The following is a 17,820-nucleotide window of genomic DNA, read 5'->3' on the forward strand; positions in this document are numbered from 1 at the left end:
CCGCCCGACGCGAGGTCCCCCGATGACGACCATCTCCGCATCCAGCGCCGCCGCCCAGCCGGTGAGCATGCCCAGGCAGGGCTCGCCCGGGCAGCGGATCCTCGACCAGATCGCCGCGCAGCAGCAGGCGGGCAGCCTCAGCGACGCCGATGCGGGCGCGCTCACGAGCGCGGTCCAGGACATCGGACAGGCGCTCTCGAGTTCCTCCGGCGCCGCCGGCGGCACCCGCCTCGATCCGGCCCAGGCCAAGAGCCGCATGGACGACCTCATCGCCGCCGAGGTCGACAAGGGCACCCTGACGAGCGACCAGGCGACGACGCTCAAGAGCCTGATGTCGTCGCACAAGGGCGGGAACCACGGCGGCCCGGGAGGTGAGCCCGGAGGAGCCGGCGGCCCGCCCCCCGGCCCGCCTCCGGCGGACGCGGCGGGATCGGCCGGTGCCGCCTCGGGCGCGGCGAGCGCGAGCGATGTGCTCTCGGGCTTCCTCAAGCGCTTGCAGGACGCGCAGGGACAGGCCCAGGGGAGCGGCTACGGTGCGGGCGGCGGCACGGCCGCGCAGACCAGCCAGGCGGCGGTGTTCGACTTTCAGGTTTGAACCTGCAGGTCTGATCCTGCAGGTCTGATCCGAAAAGTCCGGTCCTGCAGCTCGGATCCGGGAGCCCCACCATCCGGTCCGGCTCGCCGGATCGCGCGGCCGGGCGACGGCGATGTCCGGATGTCGGGCGTCTTCACGCCGGGATTGCGTCGACGACGACGGTCCACGACTGGATGAATCCGCCGCACGACAGAGAGTAAGCTCTGGACCGGCTCCCCTATCGCCGTCGCACCGGGGGCTTTCACGAGCCGGAGATGTCGGCTGTAAGACTCTGCATCGAAAAGACGACGGCGTCATGGCTTCGGCGCCTGCCGCGGAGCGGAGCGATCCGAGACGTGCTCGAGATCGCGCGGAGGCAGAGACGTTCCAGAGCAGTGCCCGACCGCCCGGCGATCGGGCACTGCTCTCGGCGCACGACCGTGCTCGGGCCTCCTCGACGGACCGACATCCCGTTCGACAAACCCGCTCCGGTCCGTTGACATTCCGGGCCGTTGGCCCGACGAACCCTGGACTTGCCCCGCGAGTCCGGTCGCGGGCTCGACGCGTCCCGGTGCGCCGGTGCGCCGGCGCGCCTGCGGCGATCGACGGCACCGGTCGCCCCGCGTCCGATCGGAGTGAGACCCATGCCCTACGATCACGGCGCGATCTACCGGCGCTTCCTGGACGAGATCGCGTCGACCGCCGTCGGCCCGGAGACCGCGACCGCGTTCTGGCGCGAGCAGGGGCGGTTGATCGCCGCCGATGCCCGGGTCGGCAGCCCCCACGACTTCCTGCGCTGGCCGAGCCTCGAACCCTTCAGCGCGCCCGAATCCTGGATCCCCCAGGCCTGCTACGACGCCCTGCGGGACCGGCCCGACTGGGCCTCGCGCTGGTTCCCGCTCACCCGGGACACGAAGGTCGGCGGCCCGAAGGATTACGGACGCGACCTCGGCACCAGCCCGATCCTGGTCCAGCACGCCTACCACCTGATGCGCTACGAGCAGGATACCGGCCGCGCGCTGACGGAGTGCGACGTGATCGTCGAGATCGGCGGCGGCTACGGGTCGTTCTGCCGGCTCCTGCGGAACGCGGGCTTCGAAGGCCTGCACGTCATCTACGACCTGCCGCACGTCTCGGCGATCCAGCGGCTGTATCTCGGCCTGTCCGGCTTCACGGAGGTGTCGCCGGCGCAGGTCGCCCGGCGCACGCGGCACGGCGTCTGCCTCGTCACCGACGACGGGCTCGACGCGGTCCACGCCGCCCTCGCCGACCAGGGGCTGACAGTGGGGTTCGTGGCGACGTGGTCCCTGAGCGAGGCGCCGATGAGCGTGCGCGACAGGATCTTCCCGCGCTTCCATCCGCTCTGCACCCGCTACCTGATCGCCTATCAGCCGTACTGGGACCGGATCGACAACGGCGCCTATTTCGGGGCCTTGTGCCGGGACCGTCCGGACCTGACCTGGCGGACGGAGCAGATGCCCCGCGTGGCCGACCCGCCGAGCCTCTACCTGTTCGCCTGAGGGCCCTCGCCGCCGCGCCTCGACGGGCAGGCCACCGCGAGCGGATCTCCGTTCCCCATCCCCGCGCCGGGCCCCGAGCGCCTCCTCCCGGACAGCCATGACCCCTTCCGGACAGACCCTCTGCCTGTGCATGATCGTGCGGAACGAGGCGCCGGTGATCCGGCGCAGCCTCGCTTCCGTGCGGCCGTGGATCGACCGCTGGCTCGTGGTCGATACCGGCTCGACCGACGGCACGCAGGCCCTCGTGCGCGAGACGCTGGCCGACCTGCCCGGCGAGCTCGTCGAGCGGCCCTGGCGGGATTTCGGCCACAACCGCAGCGAGGCGCTCGACCTCGCCCGCCCGCACGGCGACTATACCCTGATCATCGACGCCGACGACGAGATCCTGCCCGCGCCCGGCTTCGTCCTGCCGGCGCTCGACGCCGATTCCTACGTCCTCGACATCCAGGATGCCGGGATCGCCTACCAGCGCACGCAGCTCGTGCGCGCGGCCCTGCCCTGGCGCTATGCCGGGGTGCTGCACGAATTCCTGACCTGCCCGGAGGCGGGAGCGGCCGGCCACCTGCCGCTCGTCATGCGCCGCAACCACGACGGCGCGCGCCGCCGCGACCCGGAGACCTACCGGCGCGACGCGGCGATCCTGGAGGCGGCCCTCGCCGCCGAGGCCGATCCGTTCCTGATCGCCCGCTACACCTTCTACCTCGCCCAGAGCTACCGCGATTGCGGTGCGCGCGAGGAGGCGGCGGCGGCCTATCTGCGGCGGGCCGCGCTCGGCCACTGGGACCAGGAGGTGTTCTGGAGCCTCTACCAGGCCGGTCACCTGCTGGCGGCGCTCGGCCGGCCGCCCGACACGGTGCTCGCCACCTTCGCGCGGGCCTCCGCCGCCTGCCCGTCGCGGGCGGAGGCCGCGCATGCGGCGAGCCGCTTCTGCCGGTCCCTCGAGCGCTTCGCGCAGGGCGCGGCCCTCGCCGAGCCGGCCCTCGCCCTCGCGGCCCCGCCGGGGGGCCTGTTCGTCGAGAGCTGGATCTACGCCTACGGCCTGCGCGACGAGTTCGCGGTGAACGCCTACTGGGCGGGGCGCCACCGGGAGAGCCTGGAGGCCTGCCTGACCCTCCTCGCCGGCGAGGCCCTGCCCGCCGGCGACCGGGCCCGGGTGGGCGCCAATGCCCGCTTCGCCCTCGACCGGCTGAGCGAGGCGGCGCAGGCGCGCCCGGTCGCCGCCCCACCTGCGCCCGCCTCCGCCCGGCCCGCGAACGGGGAGCCTGCGACCCGTTCCCGCGCGTCCTGGGCGCCCGACCGGCCCCTGGCCGGCACCGAGCTGATGGTCGAGGGGCTCCGGGCCCGGCTGGGCGGCGCGCTCGCGGCGGTCCAGCTCTGCGTCAACGGCTACGACGAGGCCCGCCTCGACGGCCGCCCCCTGGTGGTGTGGATCCACCACGCCGCCGACCAGCAGGCGGTGCAGTGGCTGCACGACGGGGCCCGGGCGGCCCGCGTCGACCGCTTCGTCTTCGTGTCCGACTGGCAGCGGGCGAGCTTCGTCGCAGCCTTCGGGCTGGCGCCGGAAAACTGCCTCGTCCTGCGCAACGCCACCGACGTGCCGGCGGCGTACCGCGCGCCGACCGGCCGGCGCCCGCTGAGGATCGCCTATACCAGTACCCCGTTCCGCGGCCTGTCGGTGCTCCTCGACGCCTGGGACCGGCTGCGGCCGCAAGGGGCGGAGCTCCACATCTGGTCGTCGCACCGGCTCTACGGCCCGGCCTTCGACGACGCGCCCCACGCGACCCTGTTCGCCCGGGCGCGGTCGCTGCCGAACGTCCACCACCACGGCATCGTGCCGAACCCGGAGCTGCGCGAGGCCCTGCGGGAGATCGACGTGCTCGCCTATCCGAGCACCTTCGCGGAGACCTCGTGCCTCGCGGTCATCGAGGCGCTGGCGGCGGGCTGCCGGGTGATCTGCCCGGATCTCGGGGCGCTGCCGGAGGCGGCCGGCGCGTTCGGCCGGACCTACCCGTTCGAGCCCGACCCGGCCGCCCACGCGGAGGTCTTCGCCGGCCTGCTCGCGCAGGAGATCGCCGATCCCTGGGGCGGGCGCCCGGAGATCGCCGCCGAGCAGCAGGCGGCGATGCGGCGCCTCTACGACTGGCCGGTGCGGGTCGCCGAGTGGCACCGCTTCCTGGAGGAGACGTCCGGCGGGCGGGCGGATGCCGCTCCGGCCCCGTCCCGCCCGTTCCTCGCCGGCCGCATCCACGCCTCCCTCGCCGCCCTGCGGGCGCGGGGCTTCGCGCCGGCGGGCCTCCTCGACATCGGCGCCCATGACGGCCATTTCGCCCGCGACGCGCGCCGGATCTTCCCCGAGGCCCGCATCCTGATGGTCGACGCGCTGGCCGAGAAGGCGCCGGTGCTCGAGGAGACCGCCCGCGAGATCGGCAACGCCGCCTATGCGATCGCGCTCCTGGGCGACGCGGACGCGGAAGCGACGCCGTTCTACGTCGTCGACACGGCGGCCCGCCCCGACCTCGTCACCACCGGCTCCTCGAAGTTCCGCGAGAACGCCGACTTCCCGATGGAGGAGCGGCAGGTGCCCCAGCGCCGGCTCGACGGCCTGCTCGCCGGGAGCGGCGTCGGGTACGGGTTCGTCAAGCTCGACGTGCAGGGCGCGGAGGTCGAGGTGCTGCGCGGCCTCGGCGCGCGGCTCGCGGAGGTCGAGGTGATCCTGCTGGAGCTCTCGGTGCTCGACTACAACCGGGGCGCCCCGCTGATCGGGGCGGCGCTCGGCGAGCTCGCCGCGATGGGGTTCGTGCTCTACGACGTCGTCGACGAGCACCGCTACCGCGACGGCTCCCTGCTGCAGGTGGACGGCCTGCTCGTGCGGGCGGAGTCCGCCCTGCGGCCCAAGCCGCCGTTCTGGGGGCCGGCTTGAGCCGGCCCGGCCGCCTCAGCGCGCCAGCTCGCGCAGGCCGAGGCGGATCAGGGTCTTGGCCTCCAGCGCCGCCGCGCCCTCGCCCGCGCCTTTCAGCGCCGCGGCGACCGCCGCCGAGGCCTGGACCTGGGCGTAGCCGAGATTGACCAGCGCCGAGATCGCGTCGGCCACCGGCTGGGGCGCGGTGTTGGCCTCGACCGCCCCGGTGAGCTGGATCAGGGCCGGATCGACGGGGGCGAAGGCCGGGGCCTTGTCCTTCAATTCGGCCACCAGCCGGGCGGCGAGGCGCGGGCCGACGCCGGGCGCGCGGGCGACCGCGCCCTTGTCGCCGGTGGCGATGGCGGTGGCGAGGTCGCCCGGCTCCATCACCGAGAGCACCCCGAGGGCGACCCGGGTGCCGACGCCCTGCACGGTCTGGAGCAGGCGGAACCACTCGCGCTCCGCATCGGCCCGGAAGCCGTAGAGGCGGATCATGTCCTCGCGCACGTGGGTCTCGATCGCCAGCTCCGCCGCCTCGCCGGTGGGGGGCAGGCGCTGGAGCGTGCGGGCCGAGCAATGCACCACGTAGCCGACGCCGTGCACGTCGAGGATCACGAAGTCCTCGCCGTACGAGTCCACCACGCCCTTCAGCTTGCCGATCATCGCCTTCACGTCTCTGGCGGGACTGGAACCCGGTCCCGGCCCTTACCCAGCCCGGAAGCGGGCCACAAGGCGGCCCGATGCGGCGCGTCGCCCCGGCCCGACCTGCGCCTGCACCTGCGCCTGCGCCTGCGCCTGCGCTTGCGCCGCAATCGGATTTTCACTACGAACCGGGGGCCGGTGCATGTGCATCTGCACGCGTCGGGGCGTAGCGCAGTCTGGTAGCGCATCTGGTTTGGGACCAGAGGGTCGCTGGTTCGAATCCGGCCGCCCCGACCATCCACCCCACGGATCAGAGCCCGCGATGTCGACCGCCCGCATCTTCCGCCCTGCCAAGGACCCGACCCAGTCCGGCCTCGCCCGGACCAAGCAGTGGACGCTGGAGTTCGAGCAGACGAGCCCGCGGGAGACCGAGCCGCTGATGGGCTGGACCTCGTCCTCGGACATGCTGCAGCAGGTGCGGCTCGAGTTCGACACCAAGGAGGAGGCGATCGCCTACGCCGCCCGCGAGGGGATCGCCTACCGGGTCGAGGAGCCGCAGGAGGCCCTGCGCCGCGGCCTCTCCTACTCCGACAACTTCAAGTACAACCGCACCGCGCCCTGGACGCACTGACGCCCCGCGGGCGCGCGCCTCAGAACGCGTAGCGCACCCCGCAAGCCGGCAGCTCCTCGGCGAGCAGCGCCTTGAACCGGGCGAGCCAGCGGCCCTTCCACCCGGTGCGGTAGCGCAGGTTCTCCATCCCGCCCTCGGAGCGCTTGGTCTCCTGGATGTCGGGGCGCCACAGCAGCGCCTCGGCCTTCGGGTGCCAGCGCAGGTTCACGTCGTGGAGCGCGGCGTTGTGGGTGAGGAAGATGATCTCGGCCTTGAGCTGCGCCCGCGCGGCCGGGCCGATGCCGGCGTCGAGCGCCCGGAACAGGGCCCGCCAATCCTCCTCCCAGCCCTCGTACAGGATCACCGGCGAGAAGTTGGCGTGGACCTCGTAGCCCGCGGCCACGAAGGCGTCGATCGCGGCGATCCGCTCCGCCATCGGCGAGGTGCGCACGTCGACCACCCGGGCGATGCGCTCGGGCATCAGCGAGAAGCGGATCCGGGTCTTCCCCTCCGGCGCGTAGGCCAGGAGATCGGGATTGACGAACTTGGTGGCGAACGAGGCCTTGGCGTTCGGGATGTTTCGAAACAGCGCGACGAGGTCGCGCACGCTGTCGCAGGCGAGCGCGTCGACCGAGAGATCGCCGTTCTCGCCGATGTCGTAGACGAAGAACCGGTCGTCGATCTGGTCGGGGGCGGGGAGGGGGCCTTGCGCGGCGGCGTGGCGCCGGATCGCCCGGCCGATGCCGTCCGTGTTGACGAACAGGGTGATCGGGTTGGCGTAGCCCTTGCGGCGCGGCACGTAGCAGTAGGCGCAGGCCATGGCGCAGCCGTTCGAGCTCGACGGCGCGATGAAGTGGGCGCTGCGCCCGTTCGGCCGCGAGGTCAGCCCCTTCTTGACCCCGAGCACCAGGGTCGAGCGCTTGATCCGCACCCAGTCCTCGACCGAGCCGGCATTGCCGTGCAGCTCCGGGATGTTCCAGTGCGACGGAACCTCGATCCGCCGCGCCTGCGGAAAGCGCGCCAGGATCTCCCGCCCGCGCGGATGCGCCTCGACCGCGGGCTCGAGGTAGATCGTGTCGATGTCGAGGAGGCGGGCGGGAGCAGGGGACAGGGCGCGGGCTCGGGGATGCGGCAATCCCCTACGACCTAGGGCGGTCGCGGGGCTCCAGCAGGGGCACGAGCAGGCTCGCGAGCGCGAAGGCGCCGCCGACCGCGCAGAGCGCCGGCCAGCCGCCCGCCGCGAAGGCCCGCGTGCCGGCCGAGGCGCCGAGCGCACCCCCGGCGAAGACGGCGGTGAAGAACACCGTGTTGATCCGCCCGCGCGCCCCGGGGGCCAGCGCGTAGACCCGGGTCTGGTTGGCGATCAGCGCGGTGTTGATGCCGATGTCGATGAGCAGCACGCCCACCGCCAGCGCGACGAGCGAGTGGCCGCCGAAGAGCCCGAACACCGCGAAGGCGGCGAGCGTCAGCACCGCCCCGCCGACCAGCACCGGCCGCGGGCTGCGGGTGTCGGCGAAGCGCCCGGCGACCGGAGCGCAGAGCGCGCCGGCCGCGCCGATCAGCCCGAACAGGCCGGCCCCGGCCGGATCGAGCCCGAAGGGCGGCGCCTCGACGAGGAGCGCGAGCGTGGTCCAGAACGCGTTGAAGGCGGCGAACAGCAGCGCCTGCGACAGGGCGGCCCGGCGCAAGCTCGGCTGGGTGCGCACGAGGTCGAGGATCGAGCCCATCAGCGCGCCGTAGCCGAGGCGCGCGGCGGGCGCCACCTTCGGCAGGCCGAACCAGGCGAGCGCGGCGAACCCCACCGAGAGGCCGGCCGCGCCGACGAACACCGCCCGCCAGCCCGCCCAAGCCCCGACGAGGCCGCTGAGCGTCCGGGCGAGCAGGATGCCCAGCAGCAGGCCGGTCATCACCTGGCCGACCATCCGGCCCCGCGTCGCGTCGGGCGCCAGCTCGGCGGCGAAGGGCACCGCCTGCTGGGCCGCCGTCGACAGGACCCCGATCAGGAAGCTCGCCAGCACCAGGAGGCTCAGGGTGCCGCTCAGGCCGGCCAGCACCAGCACGGCGGCGAGCAGCAGGAGCTGGCCGACGATCAGGCTGCGCCGCGCCAGCGCGTCGCCGAGCGGCACGAGGCCGAGGATGCCGAGTCCGTAGCCGGCCAGCGTCGCCGTCGGCACCAGCACCGAGGCGCCGTGGCCGAAATCCTGGACCAGGAGCCCGAGCAGGGGCTGGTTGTAGTAGATGTTGGCGACCGCCCCGCCGGCGATCAGGCTGAGGCTCAGGCGGGTCGCGGCCGAGAGGGAGGGCATGAGCGGATCCTGACGGTGTTCGCGGCTCGACATAGCGGGTTTCTGCTGCACCGCACCGGGACCGGCCCGCACGGCGGCCCCGCCTCGGGGGCATGTCACCGAGGGCGATCACACGCCCGTGAGGCACCTTCCGTTGGCGGAGATCATCGCCACATGGGGAAGCGGACGGCCGGAAAGACGGCTTGTCCCGGCGCGAGCGGCGCCGATACCTTTCCCCGATCGTGGTCGATCGGTTCCCTCGTGGGCTCGGGCGCGCCGACGCGCTCCCAGGTCCGCGGCCCCGGCCGTAGGCCGCGGCGAGGTCGCCTCGGGAGCCTTCCAGCGGTAACCCATCCCGTGTCGACGCGATCCATCGCCTGGAGGAGACGGACGATGTCGCAGTACCGCGTGCTGTTCGCCAAGCAGATTCTCGGAGTCCCGTTCACCGTCGGGACCGTGGAGATCGCCCGCGCCCGCGATCCGGACCGGGCGGTCCGGGCGGCCGCCCTGCGCTTCGCCCGCCACCACGGCGTCGAGGACTGGCGCGAGCGGGCCGACGTGGCCGAGCTCGACGCCGGGGCCGCGCGGGCGTCGTGAGCCCGAGGCCGGCCAGGGTCGCCCCGAACCCTGCCGGTCTCCCCGATCCCTGACGGTCCCGCAAGCGCCCGATTGCCCCGCGATCGGGCGCTATCCTATGAGGCGTCGGCGACGACCTTTCCGCGCGTCGCTCAACCCCGAGGACGCCCCGCCCGATGGCACGCCTGCGCTCCGATTTCTGGGTCTCGGCCTACTTGCGCCGCTGCGCCGTCGAGGGGGTGAGCGCGGTGCAGCGCCGGCGCGGCGCGCCGGAGGCCGGGGCGATCTTCGTCAAGGTCGACCGTCTCGACGGGCGCGCCGACCTCTACGGCCCGGCCCCCCAGGCCCTGTTCGAGGGCGACGAGACCGCCGGCCGCCGCTTCGAGCCGCTGATGCGCGAGGCCTTCCCGCCCGACGTCGAGGCCCGGCTTGCCAAGGAGATCCGGTTCGATTCCGACCTCTGGATCGTCGAGATCGACGACCGGGAGGGGCGGCATTTTCTGGAGCTTGCGGGGTAGGTCCGGCGCTGGGGACGAGGTTCGGTTGATTCAACCGGACGAAAAGGTTGCGTGTGACCCGTAGCGGGAGACAGCGTGGCCGGATAACGTGGCTGCATGAGTTCGCTCCCCTTCACGATCATCGCCCGACGCGACGCCGACGCCGTGTCGATGCAGTCACCGTGACGGGAGCCCATAGCCTCCTGCTGCCCTGAGCGGGCCTTCCGCTTGCGCGTCTCCGAGCCGTCCAGGCCGCGGGAGTCGAGGGCTACCTGCGTCCTGAGCATGGAGCCCGGCGAGCCGGGGCGAGGGGCCGTCACCAAGGTGCCGACGATACTTGATCACGACACGCTCACCTTGCGTCCGGCCACACGGGAGGACGTGCCCGTCATCCGTGCACTGACACGAGCAGCGTACGCCCAGTGGGTGCCGGTCATTGGCCGCGAACCTGTGCCGATGACGGTCGATTACGCGCTAGCCGTCCGCGCCCACCGGTTCGACCTCCTGGAGCAGGCCGGCGCGCTCGTCGCCGTGATCGAGATGATCCTGCAACCCGATCATCTCTGGATCGAGAACCTGGCGGTATCTCCTGCGCATCACGGTCAGGGTCTCGGCCGCCGGATGCTGCGCGAGGCCGAGCGCGTTGCGCGCTCGCTCGGTCACTCGGACATCAAGCTGCTGACGAACCGGGAATTCACAGGCAACGTGGAGTTTTATGAGCGTGCGGGCTTCGTGGTCGAGCGCGAGGAGCCCTTCAAGGGCTGCCTCACGGCCTACCTTCGCAAAGCTCTCTGAAGGGCGTTCAACCAGGTGCACGCCGGGCCGAACTTCCGCTGACCGTCCGCAGCGTCCCGCCGAACGTGTCGAGCCGATCGGGCCTCAATTCTCGCCCGGTCCACGGTCCCGCTGTCCGCCGGAGCCGGAACGCGGCATAAGGGAGATCCGGGATCCTCGCGGCGGCCTCGCCCCGGCAGGTCCGTGACGCCGGAGCCAGGCCGCATCCGGTGGACGTCCCGCCCCTTTTCTTCGCCAGGCCCGTACGCAGCCCATGACCTCCCCCGACCCCAAGGTTGCCGATATCCGGGACCTCCTCGCCACCCTGGTGGCCTTCGAGACGGTCAGCTCCGCCACGAACCTGCCGCTCGCCGACTTCGTCGAGGAGTATGCCCGCGGCCACGGCGCGACGGTCGAGCGGGTCGTCGACGCGACGGGGCAGAAGGCGGCCCTGTGGATCACGGTCGGGCCGGGCGACCGGCCGGGCTACGTCCTGTCGGGCCACAGCGACGTGGTGCCGGTCGAGGGCCAGGACTGGACGCATCCGCCGTTTCGGCTGACCGAGGTCGAGGGGCGGCTCTACGGCCGCGGCACCTCGGACATGAAGGGCTTCCTGGCGGTCTGCCTGGCGCTGCTGCCCGAGATGGCGCAGGCCTCGCTGACGCGCCCGCTGCATCTCGCCGTCTCCTACGACGAGGAGGTCGGCTGCCTCGGCGTCCGGCCGCTCATCGCCCACATGCGCGAGCGCGGCGTCGCACCGCTCGGCTGCTTCGTCGGCGAGCCGACCGGCATGGACGTGGTGATCGGCCACAAGGGCAAGTACGGCGCCAAGGTCACCTTCCGGGGCCGGGCCTGCCACTCGGCGCTGGCGCCGACGGGGGTCAACGCGGTCGAGTACGCGGCCCGCTTCATCGAGCGGGTGCGCCAGACCGCCGAGGGACTCTCCCGGGACGGCGCCCGCGACGACCTCTACGACGTGCCCCACACGACCGGGCTCAGCGCCCTCGTCCAGGGCGGCACGGCGCTCAACATCGTGCCCGACCGCTGCACCGTCGGGTTCGAGTTCCGGGCGATCGCCGGCGACGACCCGCGCGGCCTCGCCGAATCGGTGCTGGCCTACGCCCGCGACGTGCTGGTGCCGGAGATGCAGGTCCGCGACCCCGCCTGCGGCATCACGGTCGAGCCGGTGATCGACTATCCGGGCCTCGACGTTTCCCCCGACGCCCCCCTCGTCACCCTGGCCAAGCGGCTCGCCGGCCGCAACGGCCACGCCAAGGTCTCGTACGGGACGGAGGCCGGGCTGTTCCAGAGCCTCGGCGACGTGCCCTCGGTGGTGATCGGCCCCGGCGACATCGCCCGTGCCCACAAGGCCGACGAGTACGTCGAGGCGCGCGAGCTCGCGGATTGCGCGGCGTTCGTGCGCCGGCTGATCGCCGAGAGCGCCGCCGGCTGAGCATCGCCCGCCGGGGCGGGCGCGGGTCAGGCGGTGGCGGTCGACCGCTTGGCCTGCTCGGCCTGCAATGCCTTGATCAGGTAGGGGTGCCACAGGTCGAAGGCGGTGTGCACCGCCTTGTCGACGTCGACGAAGTTGAACGGCTTGTTCAAGAGGCCCGAGACCCCGAACGTGTCGAAGCGGCTGGTCTCGGGGCTGAGGCCGACGCCCATCATGATGAGCTTGACGTCGTTCTGCTTGTCCTGGATCTGGCAGGCCACTTCGAGGGCGGAGAAGTCGGGCAGCGACATCTCGATGATCGCGAGGTCGAGCGGACGGCTGCGCGCGATGTTGATCGCCCGCCGGCCGCCCTCGGATTCCAGGATGTCGAACGAGAAGTGGCTCTGGTCGAGGAGCCGGCGGATGACGGCCCGGCTCGCCCGGCTCGGATCGACGATCAGCATCGTCAGGGTGCGGCGGGTGACGTCCGCCGCCGCCAGGGCGTTGCGGATCTGCCGGCTGCCGATCGGCTTGAGCAGCACGTCGTAGGCGCCGAGATGGGTCGCGATGGTGGGCCAGCGCGGCGAGAGCAGGTCGGAGAGCAGGATCACCATGCTGCGCGGGCCCGTGCCGGCGCGCCAGCGGGCGACCGCGGCGCCGTTGGTCTGCGGCAGCACCACGTCCAGGAACACGAGGTCGTAGTGCTGGGCCGAGACGGCCTGCTCCAGGGCGATCCCGTCGGTCACTTCCGTGATCGCGACCGTCGGCGCTTCCTCCCGAATCGTCGCGACCAGGATGCGCCGCATCGTCTCGTCGGCATCGGCGATCAGGATGGACAGGGGCGAGGTCATGGGGGAAGGGCCCGTCGCGGGGGCGGCCCGTCACAGGACGCCGTCGGGACCGACGTTGCCACCGGATATCTGTAGGAATCGCTACCGGCGCGTCGGTTCGGGCCCCGCCCGGGTTCGGACCCGGCGGCGGGCGCCGTCAGCGTCGCGAGGCCAGCTCCCCCATCCGGGCGGCGCGGCCCTGCTCGACGTGCCAGCGCGCATCGGCCACCTGGCGGCGCAGGCTGTTGCGGCGCCAGAGATGGTACAGGCGCAGGAGGTGCGGGGCGGTGCCGGCCCGGGCCTCGTGGTGGCCCAGGCGGCGCAGCAGGCCCGGCAGGCAGGCGCCCGCCGCCTCGCCGGTGGCGATGTCGCCGAGGCGGACCTGACGCCGCAGCTCGGCCCGGTAATCCTCCACGCCCGATCCTCCCTCGCGAGTCCGCCGTCGGAGAGGCCGGCCGCGGAGGGCGCCCCCTTCGCGCGGGGCCGCCCTTCCGGCCGGCGGGTCGGCAGGATGGGAAGCTTCCGGGCCGGTGGCAACGCGGCATCGTCGCCTGCCCGCGGGGCGGGACGCGAGGGGGCGTACCCAAAAAGAAGCCCTGCCGGCGGGAGCGAGCAGGGCGGTGAAGTCGACTTGGGGGCCTCAGCAACATCCCTGATGGTCGTCCACCCGGTCGAGACCGGGCCAGCAGGGACGGTCGGGCAAGAATTGCCGCAACACTTGTGAGGTTGCTTCGGATTCCCGCGGCGTTCCATCACCTATGTAAACAAACGCCGGGCCCCTCGATTGTCGCCGACGGGCAGGCGCCCGATCAGGCGCCATGGGCGCCGGCGTAGTCCGCGATCGAGACGAGGGCCGGCACGTCGCGCAGGGTGATGGCGGTGGCGCGCTGCTCGATCAGGCCGTCCCGGCGCAGCTGCTGCATCGTGCGGTTCATGTGCACGACGCTCAGGCCGAGCGCGTCGGCCAGGACCTCCTGGGTGATCGGGAACGAGAAGCGGTCGTCCTGCACCCGGTCCACCGTCGAGAGCCGCTCGCGCAGCTCGAGCAGGAAATGGGCGACGCGCTCGTAGGCGGTCTGGCGCCCGAGGCGCACCACCTGGTTGACGAGCCAGATCTCCTCCATCTCCCGGGCCTGCCGGAGCGCCGCCGCCAAGCCGGTCCCCTCGCCCGTGCCCGCGCCCGTCCCGTCCCCGGCCGCGCCGCCCCGGGCGGCGCGCTCGCGCAACGGGCCCGCCTCGCAGACCTGCGCCGCGGTCAGGGTGGTCACGGAGCCGAAGGGGAGCGGGCGCCGGCGCCGGTCGAGGCCGATCAGGTCGCCGGGCAGCAGCACGACGACGATCTGGCGCCGCCCGTCGGCGAGGAGCCGCTGGCGGCAGGCCCAGCCCTCCACCAGCACCTGGGGCCGGGGCGCGGCGTCCCCGTCGCGCACCAGCTCGGTCCGGGGCGCCACCGGCGCCGGGCGGGCGGTGATCTGGCGCAGCAGCGCCTCCTCGTCGGGCGCGAGCGGCGCGTAGGCCGACAGGCGGCGCAGCACCGCGTCCGGCGGCCCGAGGCTGCGGGCGAGGGGCTCAGCCGGCATCGTCGTCCTCCGTGGGCAGGTCGTCGCGTGCGGGCCTCACGCGAACCGGGGACTGGAACACCCGGACCGGCAGCTCGATGACGCAGCGCACGCCGCCCGGGCGGTATTCCAGGGCGGTCGTGGCGCCGAACTCGTAGACGAGGCCCTGCTCGATCAGCTCGCGCCCGAAGCCGCGGCGGGTCGGCGCTGTCGCCAGCAGGGTGACGCCGCTCTCCTGCCACGCGAGCCGCAGGCGCCGCTCGGCCCCCTCGCCGTAGAGGTGCCAGGCGATGGCGATCCGGCCCTCCGGGCGGGCGAGCGCCCCGTACTTGATCGCGTTGGTGGCGAGCTCGTGCAGGACGAGGCCGAGGGTCTCGGCGGTCTTCTGCGGCAGGCGCACCTCGGGGCCGTCGAGGGTGACCTGGCCGCCGTCGCGCACCGCGTGCGACAGCACCTCCTCGCCGATCAGCTCGGCGAGGTCGGTGGCGGCGTCGGCGCTGCGGGTCAGGATGTTCTGGGTGCGCGCGAGCGCGCCGAGCCGACCGTCGAAATGCATCACGAAGTCGGCGAGCGAGGTCTGGCCCTCGGCGGTACGGTTGGCGACCGAGCGCACCACCGCCAGGATGTTCTTCACCCGGTGCTGCAATTCGGCGAGCAGCAGCCGCTGGCGGTCCTCGGCCATGCGGCGCTCGTGGCTGTCGGTGCAGGAGCCGAACCAGGTGGCGGCGCCGCCGTCGGGATCGGCCATCGGCTCGGCCCGGGCGGTGAACCAGCGGTAGGTGCCGGCCACCGAGCGGACCCGGAACTCGTGCTCGAAGGTCTCGCGGCCGGTCACCGCCCGACGCCAGCGGCGCTGGTTCTCCTCGACGTCGTCGGGGTGCAGGGCCGCCATCCAGCCGAGGCCGAGCGCCTTGCCGTCCTCGAGGCCGGTATGCTCGTAGAAGCGTGGATTGACGTAGAGCCAGTTCAGCTCGGCATCGGCGGTGAACAGGAAGGCCGGGACGACGCGCTCCATCCGGCGGAAGCGCTCCTGGCTCTCGCGCAGGGCCCGCTCGGCCCGGGCCGTCGCGGTGATGTCCAGGAAGGTGATGACGACGCCGGCGATGAAGTTGTCGATCGAGCGGTAGGGCAGCACCCGGGCGAGGTAGCGCGCGCCGCTCTCCGGGTTGCCGACCTCGCGCTCGATGGTGCCCAGCGTGCGCAGCACCTTGCGCACGTCCTCGGGCAGTTCCGGGTAGCTGATCCGCGCCGCGATGTGGGTGATCGGCCGGCCGAGGTCGGAGTCGATCAGGTGGAAGATATCGGTCACCGCCGGGGTGAAGTTCTTCACCCGGAACTCGTTGTCGAGGAACACCGTGGCGATCTGGGTGCTCTCGAGCAGGTTCTTGAGGTCGCTGTTGGCCCGGCCGAGGTCGTTGACCCGGTGGCCGAGCTCGCCGTTGACGGTCTGCAACTCCTCGTTGACCGATTGCAGCTCCTCCTTCGAGGTCTCGAGCTCCTCGTTGGCGGATTGCAGCTCCTCGTTGATCGACTGGTACTCCTCGTTGGAGGATTTCAGCTCCTCGTTGGTGCTCTCCAATTCCTCGATCGTCGCCTGGAGGCGCTCGCGGGTCAGGCGCAGCTCGCTCTCGAGGCGCTGCACGTGCTCGTCGCGCAGGAAGGACGGCGTCGGCTCCTCCGTGCCGTCGCCGTCGAGCGTCTCGCCCTCCTGGAACACGATGACGAAGCTCGGCGGGCCCTCGATGCCGGGCACCGGCTCCACCACCAGGGTGACGAGGCGCCGCTCGCCGTCCGAGCCCATGGCGGTGCGCTCGGCCTTGACGGTGCGGTGCTCGGCCCCCGCCTTCAAGAGCGCGGCGCGCAGGTCGAGGCGCAGGTCGCGGTGGACGAGGTTGAGCAGGTTGAGGCTCGCCGCCCCCGTGGCCGGGTCGATGTAGCGCCCGGTGCGGCCGGAGAAGTGCAGGACGTCGTAGGCCTCGTCGACCACCACGTAGGCCGGGGCGTAGCGCTCCGCCACCCGCTCGGCCCGGCGCGCGAGGCCGCCCTCGATCGCCCGCGGCCGGAAAGCCCCGCCGCTCTCCGGCTGGCGCCGGTCGGCCACCACGGTCAGGGGGAATTCCGGCAGGACCCGGGTGGCGCTCTCGAGCCGCCGGAAGATGCGGTAGCGCCGGTCCACCGGCGCGAACAGCTTGGCGTGCCGGGTGACGTTCTCGGAATTGCCCAGGAACAGGAACCCGCCCGGCCGCAGGGCGAAGTGGAACAGCGGGATCACCCGGTTCTGCAATTCGCCGTTGAGGTAGATCAGGAGGTTGCGGCAGGAGACGAGGTCGAGGCGCGAGAACGGCGCGTCCTTGATGACGTTGTGCTGCGAGAAGATGCACATCTCCCGCAGTTCCTTGACGACGCTGTAGGTGGCCCCCTCCTTGACGAACCAGCGGCCGAGGCGGTCGGGCCGGACCTGGCGGGCCAGCGCCTCGGTGTAGCGGCCGACCCGGGCCGAGGCCAGCGCCCGCCCGTCGATGTCGGTGGCGAAGATCTGCACCTGCGGCACCGCGTCGAGCGTGGCCATGTGCTCGCGCAGCAGGATGCCGATCGAGTAGGCCTCCTCGCCGGTGGCGCAGCCGAGCACCCAGACCCGGACCTGGTCGCCCGAGCCCTTGCCGGCGAAGAGCCGCGGGATCACCTCGCCCTCGAGCAATTCGAACTCGCGGCCGTCGCGGAAGAACTGCGTCACCCCGATCAGCAGGTCGTTGAACAGGTTCTGGACCTCGTCCGTGTCGGCGCGCAGGTGCTCGACATAGGCCTCGATCGTCTCGACCTGCACGACCTGCATCCGCCGGTGGACGCGGCGCAGGAAGGTGTTCTGCTTGTAGCCGTGGAAGTCGTGGCCGGTCTTGTTGCGCAGGATGGTGGCGATGCGGATCAGCCACTCGCCGGCGGTCTCGGCCTCCGCCTCCCCGGCGGCGAGGAGGCCGCGCTGCAGGTGGCGGGCATAGGCCAGGATCCGGTCCGCCATCTGCTCGGGGTGCACGACGTGGTCGGCGAGCGCCGCGGCGGTGCTGGCGGACGCGCCCTCCTCGCCCTGCGGCTCGGCCAGGGTCAGGCCGCCGGCCTCCTTGATCGCCGTGACGCCGAGGGTGCCGTCGCCGCCGGTGCCGGCGAGCACCACCGCCACGGCACCCGCGCCCCGATCCTCGCCGAGCACCACCAGGAAGCTGTCGAGCCCGCCCCGGACCTCCGGGTCGCCCGCGGGCCCGAGCGTGAACCGGCCCTGCCGAAGGACCGCCGTCCTCCCCTCCGGCAGGAGGTAGATCCGGCCGGGCTCGACCGCCTCGCCCTCCTCGACGGCGGCGGGCGCCAGGGCGCCGGCCCGCGCCAGGACCGTGCGCCAGCGCGCCTCGTCGAGCATCTCGCGCTGCTGCGGCACGATCACCACGGCGGTGCCGGGCATCTCCGGCACGTGGGCGAGGAAGCGCTCGAGGGAGTCGATCGCCGTTCCCGAGGCGCCGACGCCGACCACCACCAGAGGCTCCTGCGACCGTCCTTCCATGGGGCTGCCCGATCCCGCACGGGTCTTCCTGGCCAAGGGTCGTCGTCTCCGATGTCTGGCGGCGGACGGGGA

The 17,820-nt window shown here is 72.8% G+C and carries 15 protein-coding genes and 1 tRNA gene; 9 read left to right on the plus strand and 7 right to left on the minus strand.

The annotated features are described in order from the left end of the window. Window positions 1-22: 22 nt before the first annotated feature. The 3 genes from DK419_RS21765 to DK419_RS21775 all read left to right on the plus strand — a co-directional run bounded on the left by DK419_RS21765 (window position 23) and on the right by DK419_RS21775 (window position 5,014). Window positions 23-595 carry a hypothetical protein gene (locus DK419_RS21765; protein ID WP_109960947.1) on the plus strand — a complete coding sequence of 191 codons (573 nt, stop codon included), beginning with the start codon at window positions 23-25 and terminating at the stop codon, window positions 593-595. Window positions 596-1,218: 623 nt separating this feature from the next. Continuing rightward, window positions 1,219-2,094, plus strand: a complete 876-nt coding sequence (locus tag DK419_RS21770) for a class I SAM-dependent methyltransferase (RefSeq protein WP_109960948.1) — start codon at window positions 1,219-1,221, stop codon at window positions 2,092-2,094. Window positions 2,095-2,191: 97 nt separating this feature from the next. Next, window positions 2,192-5,014: an FkbM family methyltransferase gene (locus DK419_RS21775; protein ID WP_109960949.1), complete on the plus strand. Its 2,823-nt coding sequence runs from the start codon at window positions 2,192-2,194 to the stop codon at window positions 5,012-5,014. Window positions 5,015-5,029: 15 nt separating this feature from the next. Here DK419_RS21775 and ruvA read toward each other — a convergent pair whose 3' ends face one another. Next, window positions 5,030-5,656, minus strand: a complete 627-nt coding sequence (ruvA, locus tag DK419_RS21780) for a Holliday junction branch migration protein RuvA (protein ID WP_109962431.1) — start codon at window positions 5,654-5,656, stop codon at window positions 5,030-5,032. 199 nt (window positions 5,657-5,855) lie between these two features. Between ruvA and DK419_RS21785 the strand changes: the two genes are divergently transcribed. Then, window positions 5,856-5,932 (plus strand) — tRNA-Pro (locus DK419_RS21785). 25 nt (window positions 5,933-5,957) lie between these two features. Beyond that, a complete protein-coding gene (locus tag DK419_RS21790; RefSeq protein WP_109960950.1) occupies window positions 5,958-6,266 on the plus strand; it encodes an ETC complex I subunit in 309 nt (102 codons plus the stop codon). 19 nt (window positions 6,267-6,285) lie between these two features. Here the strand turns inward: DK419_RS21790 and DK419_RS21795 are convergent, their stop codons facing one another. Both DK419_RS21795 and DK419_RS21800 read right to left on the minus strand, forming a co-directional pair. Then, window positions 6,286-7,380 (minus strand): spore photoproduct lyase family protein, encoded by a 1,095-nt coding sequence (locus tag DK419_RS21795; RefSeq protein WP_245442616.1) that lies wholly within the window; start codon window positions 7,378-7,380, stop codon window positions 6,286-6,288. A gap of 4 nt (window positions 7,381-7,384) precedes the next feature. Continuing rightward, window positions 7,385-8,551 carry an MFS transporter gene (locus DK419_RS21800; protein WP_245442617.1) on the minus strand — a complete coding sequence of 389 codons (1,167 nt, stop codon included), beginning with the start codon at window positions 8,549-8,551 and terminating at the stop codon, window positions 7,385-7,387. Window positions 8,552-8,923: 372 nt separating this feature from the next. On the opposite strand from DK419_RS21800, the gene DK419_RS21805 reads away from it, so the two are divergent. From DK419_RS21805 to argE, 4 genes are all read left to right on the plus strand, one after another. Beyond that, window positions 8,924-9,127: a hypothetical protein gene (locus DK419_RS21805; protein ID WP_109960952.1), complete on the plus strand. Its 204-nt coding sequence runs from the start codon at window positions 8,924-8,926 to the stop codon at window positions 9,125-9,127. A gap of 155 nt (window positions 9,128-9,282) precedes the next feature. Then, window positions 9,283-9,624, plus strand: a complete 342-nt coding sequence (locus DK419_RS21810) for a DUF1491 family protein (protein WP_109960953.1) — start codon at window positions 9,283-9,285, stop codon at window positions 9,622-9,624. Between the two features lie 264 nt (window positions 9,625-9,888). After that, window positions 9,889-10,398: a GNAT family N-acetyltransferase gene (locus DK419_RS21815; protein WP_109962433.1), complete on the plus strand. Its 510-nt coding sequence runs from the start codon at window positions 9,889-9,891 to the stop codon at window positions 10,396-10,398. A gap of 253 nt (window positions 10,399-10,651) precedes the next feature. Continuing rightward, window positions 10,652-11,830 (plus strand): acetylornithine deacetylase, encoded by a 1,179-nt coding sequence (argE, locus tag DK419_RS21820; RefSeq protein ID WP_109960954.1) that lies wholly within the window; start codon window positions 10,652-10,654, stop codon window positions 11,828-11,830. A 26-nt stretch (window positions 11,831-11,856) separates the two neighbouring features. On the opposite strand, the gene DK419_RS21825 is transcribed toward argE, so the two are convergent. The 4 genes from DK419_RS21825 to DK419_RS21840 all read right to left on the minus strand — a co-directional run bounded on the left by DK419_RS21825 (window position 11,857) and on the right by DK419_RS21840 (window position 17,748). Next, window positions 11,857-12,660 (minus strand): response regulator, encoded by an 804-nt coding sequence (locus tag DK419_RS21825; RefSeq protein ID WP_109960955.1) that lies wholly within the window; start codon window positions 12,658-12,660, stop codon window positions 11,857-11,859. 136 nt (window positions 12,661-12,796) lie between these two features. Then, on the minus strand, window positions 12,797-13,054 hold the full coding sequence (locus DK419_RS21830) for a hypothetical protein (protein ID WP_109960956.1): 258 nt from the start codon (window positions 13,052-13,054) through the stop codon (window positions 12,797-12,799). 394 nt (window positions 13,055-13,448) lie between these two features. Next, window positions 13,449-14,219 (minus strand): Crp/Fnr family transcriptional regulator, encoded by a 771-nt coding sequence (locus DK419_RS21835; RefSeq protein WP_109960957.1) that lies wholly within the window; start codon window positions 14,217-14,219, stop codon window positions 13,449-13,451. After that, window positions 14,209-17,748, minus strand: coding sequence for a CheR family methyltransferase (locus tag DK419_RS21840; RefSeq protein WP_109960958.1), 3,540 nt, complete (start codon window positions 17,746-17,748; stop codon window positions 14,209-14,211). The genes DK419_RS21835 and DK419_RS21840 overlap by 11 nt, the downstream gene beginning before the upstream one ends. Between the last annotated feature and the right edge of the window lie 72 nt (window positions 17,749-17,820).

Source organism: Methylobacterium terrae (genome assembly GCF_003173755.1).
GTDB classification, from domain to species: domain Bacteria; phylum Pseudomonadota; class Alphaproteobacteria; order Rhizobiales; family Beijerinckiaceae; genus Methylobacterium; species Methylobacterium terrae.

Excerpts from the sequence above, each read along its gene's own strand:
- DK419_RS21840 (WP_109960958.1), bottom strand. The coding sequence starts at position 17,748 with ATGGAAGGACGGTCGCAGGAGCCTCTGGTGGTGGTCGGCGTCGGCGCC.
- argE (WP_109960954.1), top strand. The coding sequence starts at position 10,652 with ATGACCTCCCCCGACCCCAAGGTTGCCGATATCCGGGACCTCCTCGCC.
- DK419_RS21765 (WP_109960947.1), top strand. The coding sequence starts at position 23 with ATGACGACCATCTCCGCATCCAGCGCCGCCGCCCAGCCGGTGAGCATG.
- DK419_RS21810 (WP_109960953.1), top strand. The coding sequence starts at position 9,283 with ATGGCACGCCTGCGCTCCGATTTCTGGGTCTCGGCCTACTTGCGCCGC.
- DK419_RS21790 (WP_109960950.1), top strand. The coding sequence starts at position 5,958 with ATGTCGACCGCCCGCATCTTCCGCCCTGCCAAGGACCCGACCCAGTCC.
- ruvA (WP_109962431.1), bottom strand. The coding sequence starts at position 5,656 with ATGATCGGCAAGCTGAAGGGCGTGGTGGACTCGTACGGCGAGGACTTC.
- DK419_RS21775 (WP_109960949.1), top strand. The coding sequence starts at position 2,192 with ATGACCCCTTCCGGACAGACCCTCTGCCTGTGCATGATCGTGCGGAAC.
- DK419_RS21805 (WP_109960952.1), top strand. The coding sequence starts at position 8,924 with ATGTCGCAGTACCGCGTGCTGTTCGCCAAGCAGATTCTCGGAGTCCCG.
- DK419_RS21800 (WP_245442617.1), bottom strand. The coding sequence starts at position 8,551 with ATGCCCTCCCTCTCGGCCGCGACCCGCCTGAGCCTCAGCCTGATCGCC.
- DK419_RS21770 (WP_109960948.1), top strand. The coding sequence starts at position 1,219 with ATGCCCTACGATCACGGCGCGATCTACCGGCGCTTCCTGGACGAGATC.
- DK419_RS21825 (WP_109960955.1), bottom strand. The coding sequence starts at position 12,660 with ATGACCTCGCCCCTGTCCATCCTGATCGCCGATGCCGACGAGACGATG.
- DK419_RS21835 (WP_109960957.1), bottom strand. The coding sequence starts at position 14,219 with ATGCCGGCTGAGCCCCTCGCCCGCAGCCTCGGGCCGCCGGACGCGGTG.
- DK419_RS21815 (WP_109962433.1), top strand. The coding sequence starts at position 9,889 with ATGGAGCCCGGCGAGCCGGGGCGAGGGGCCGTCACCAAGGTGCCGACG.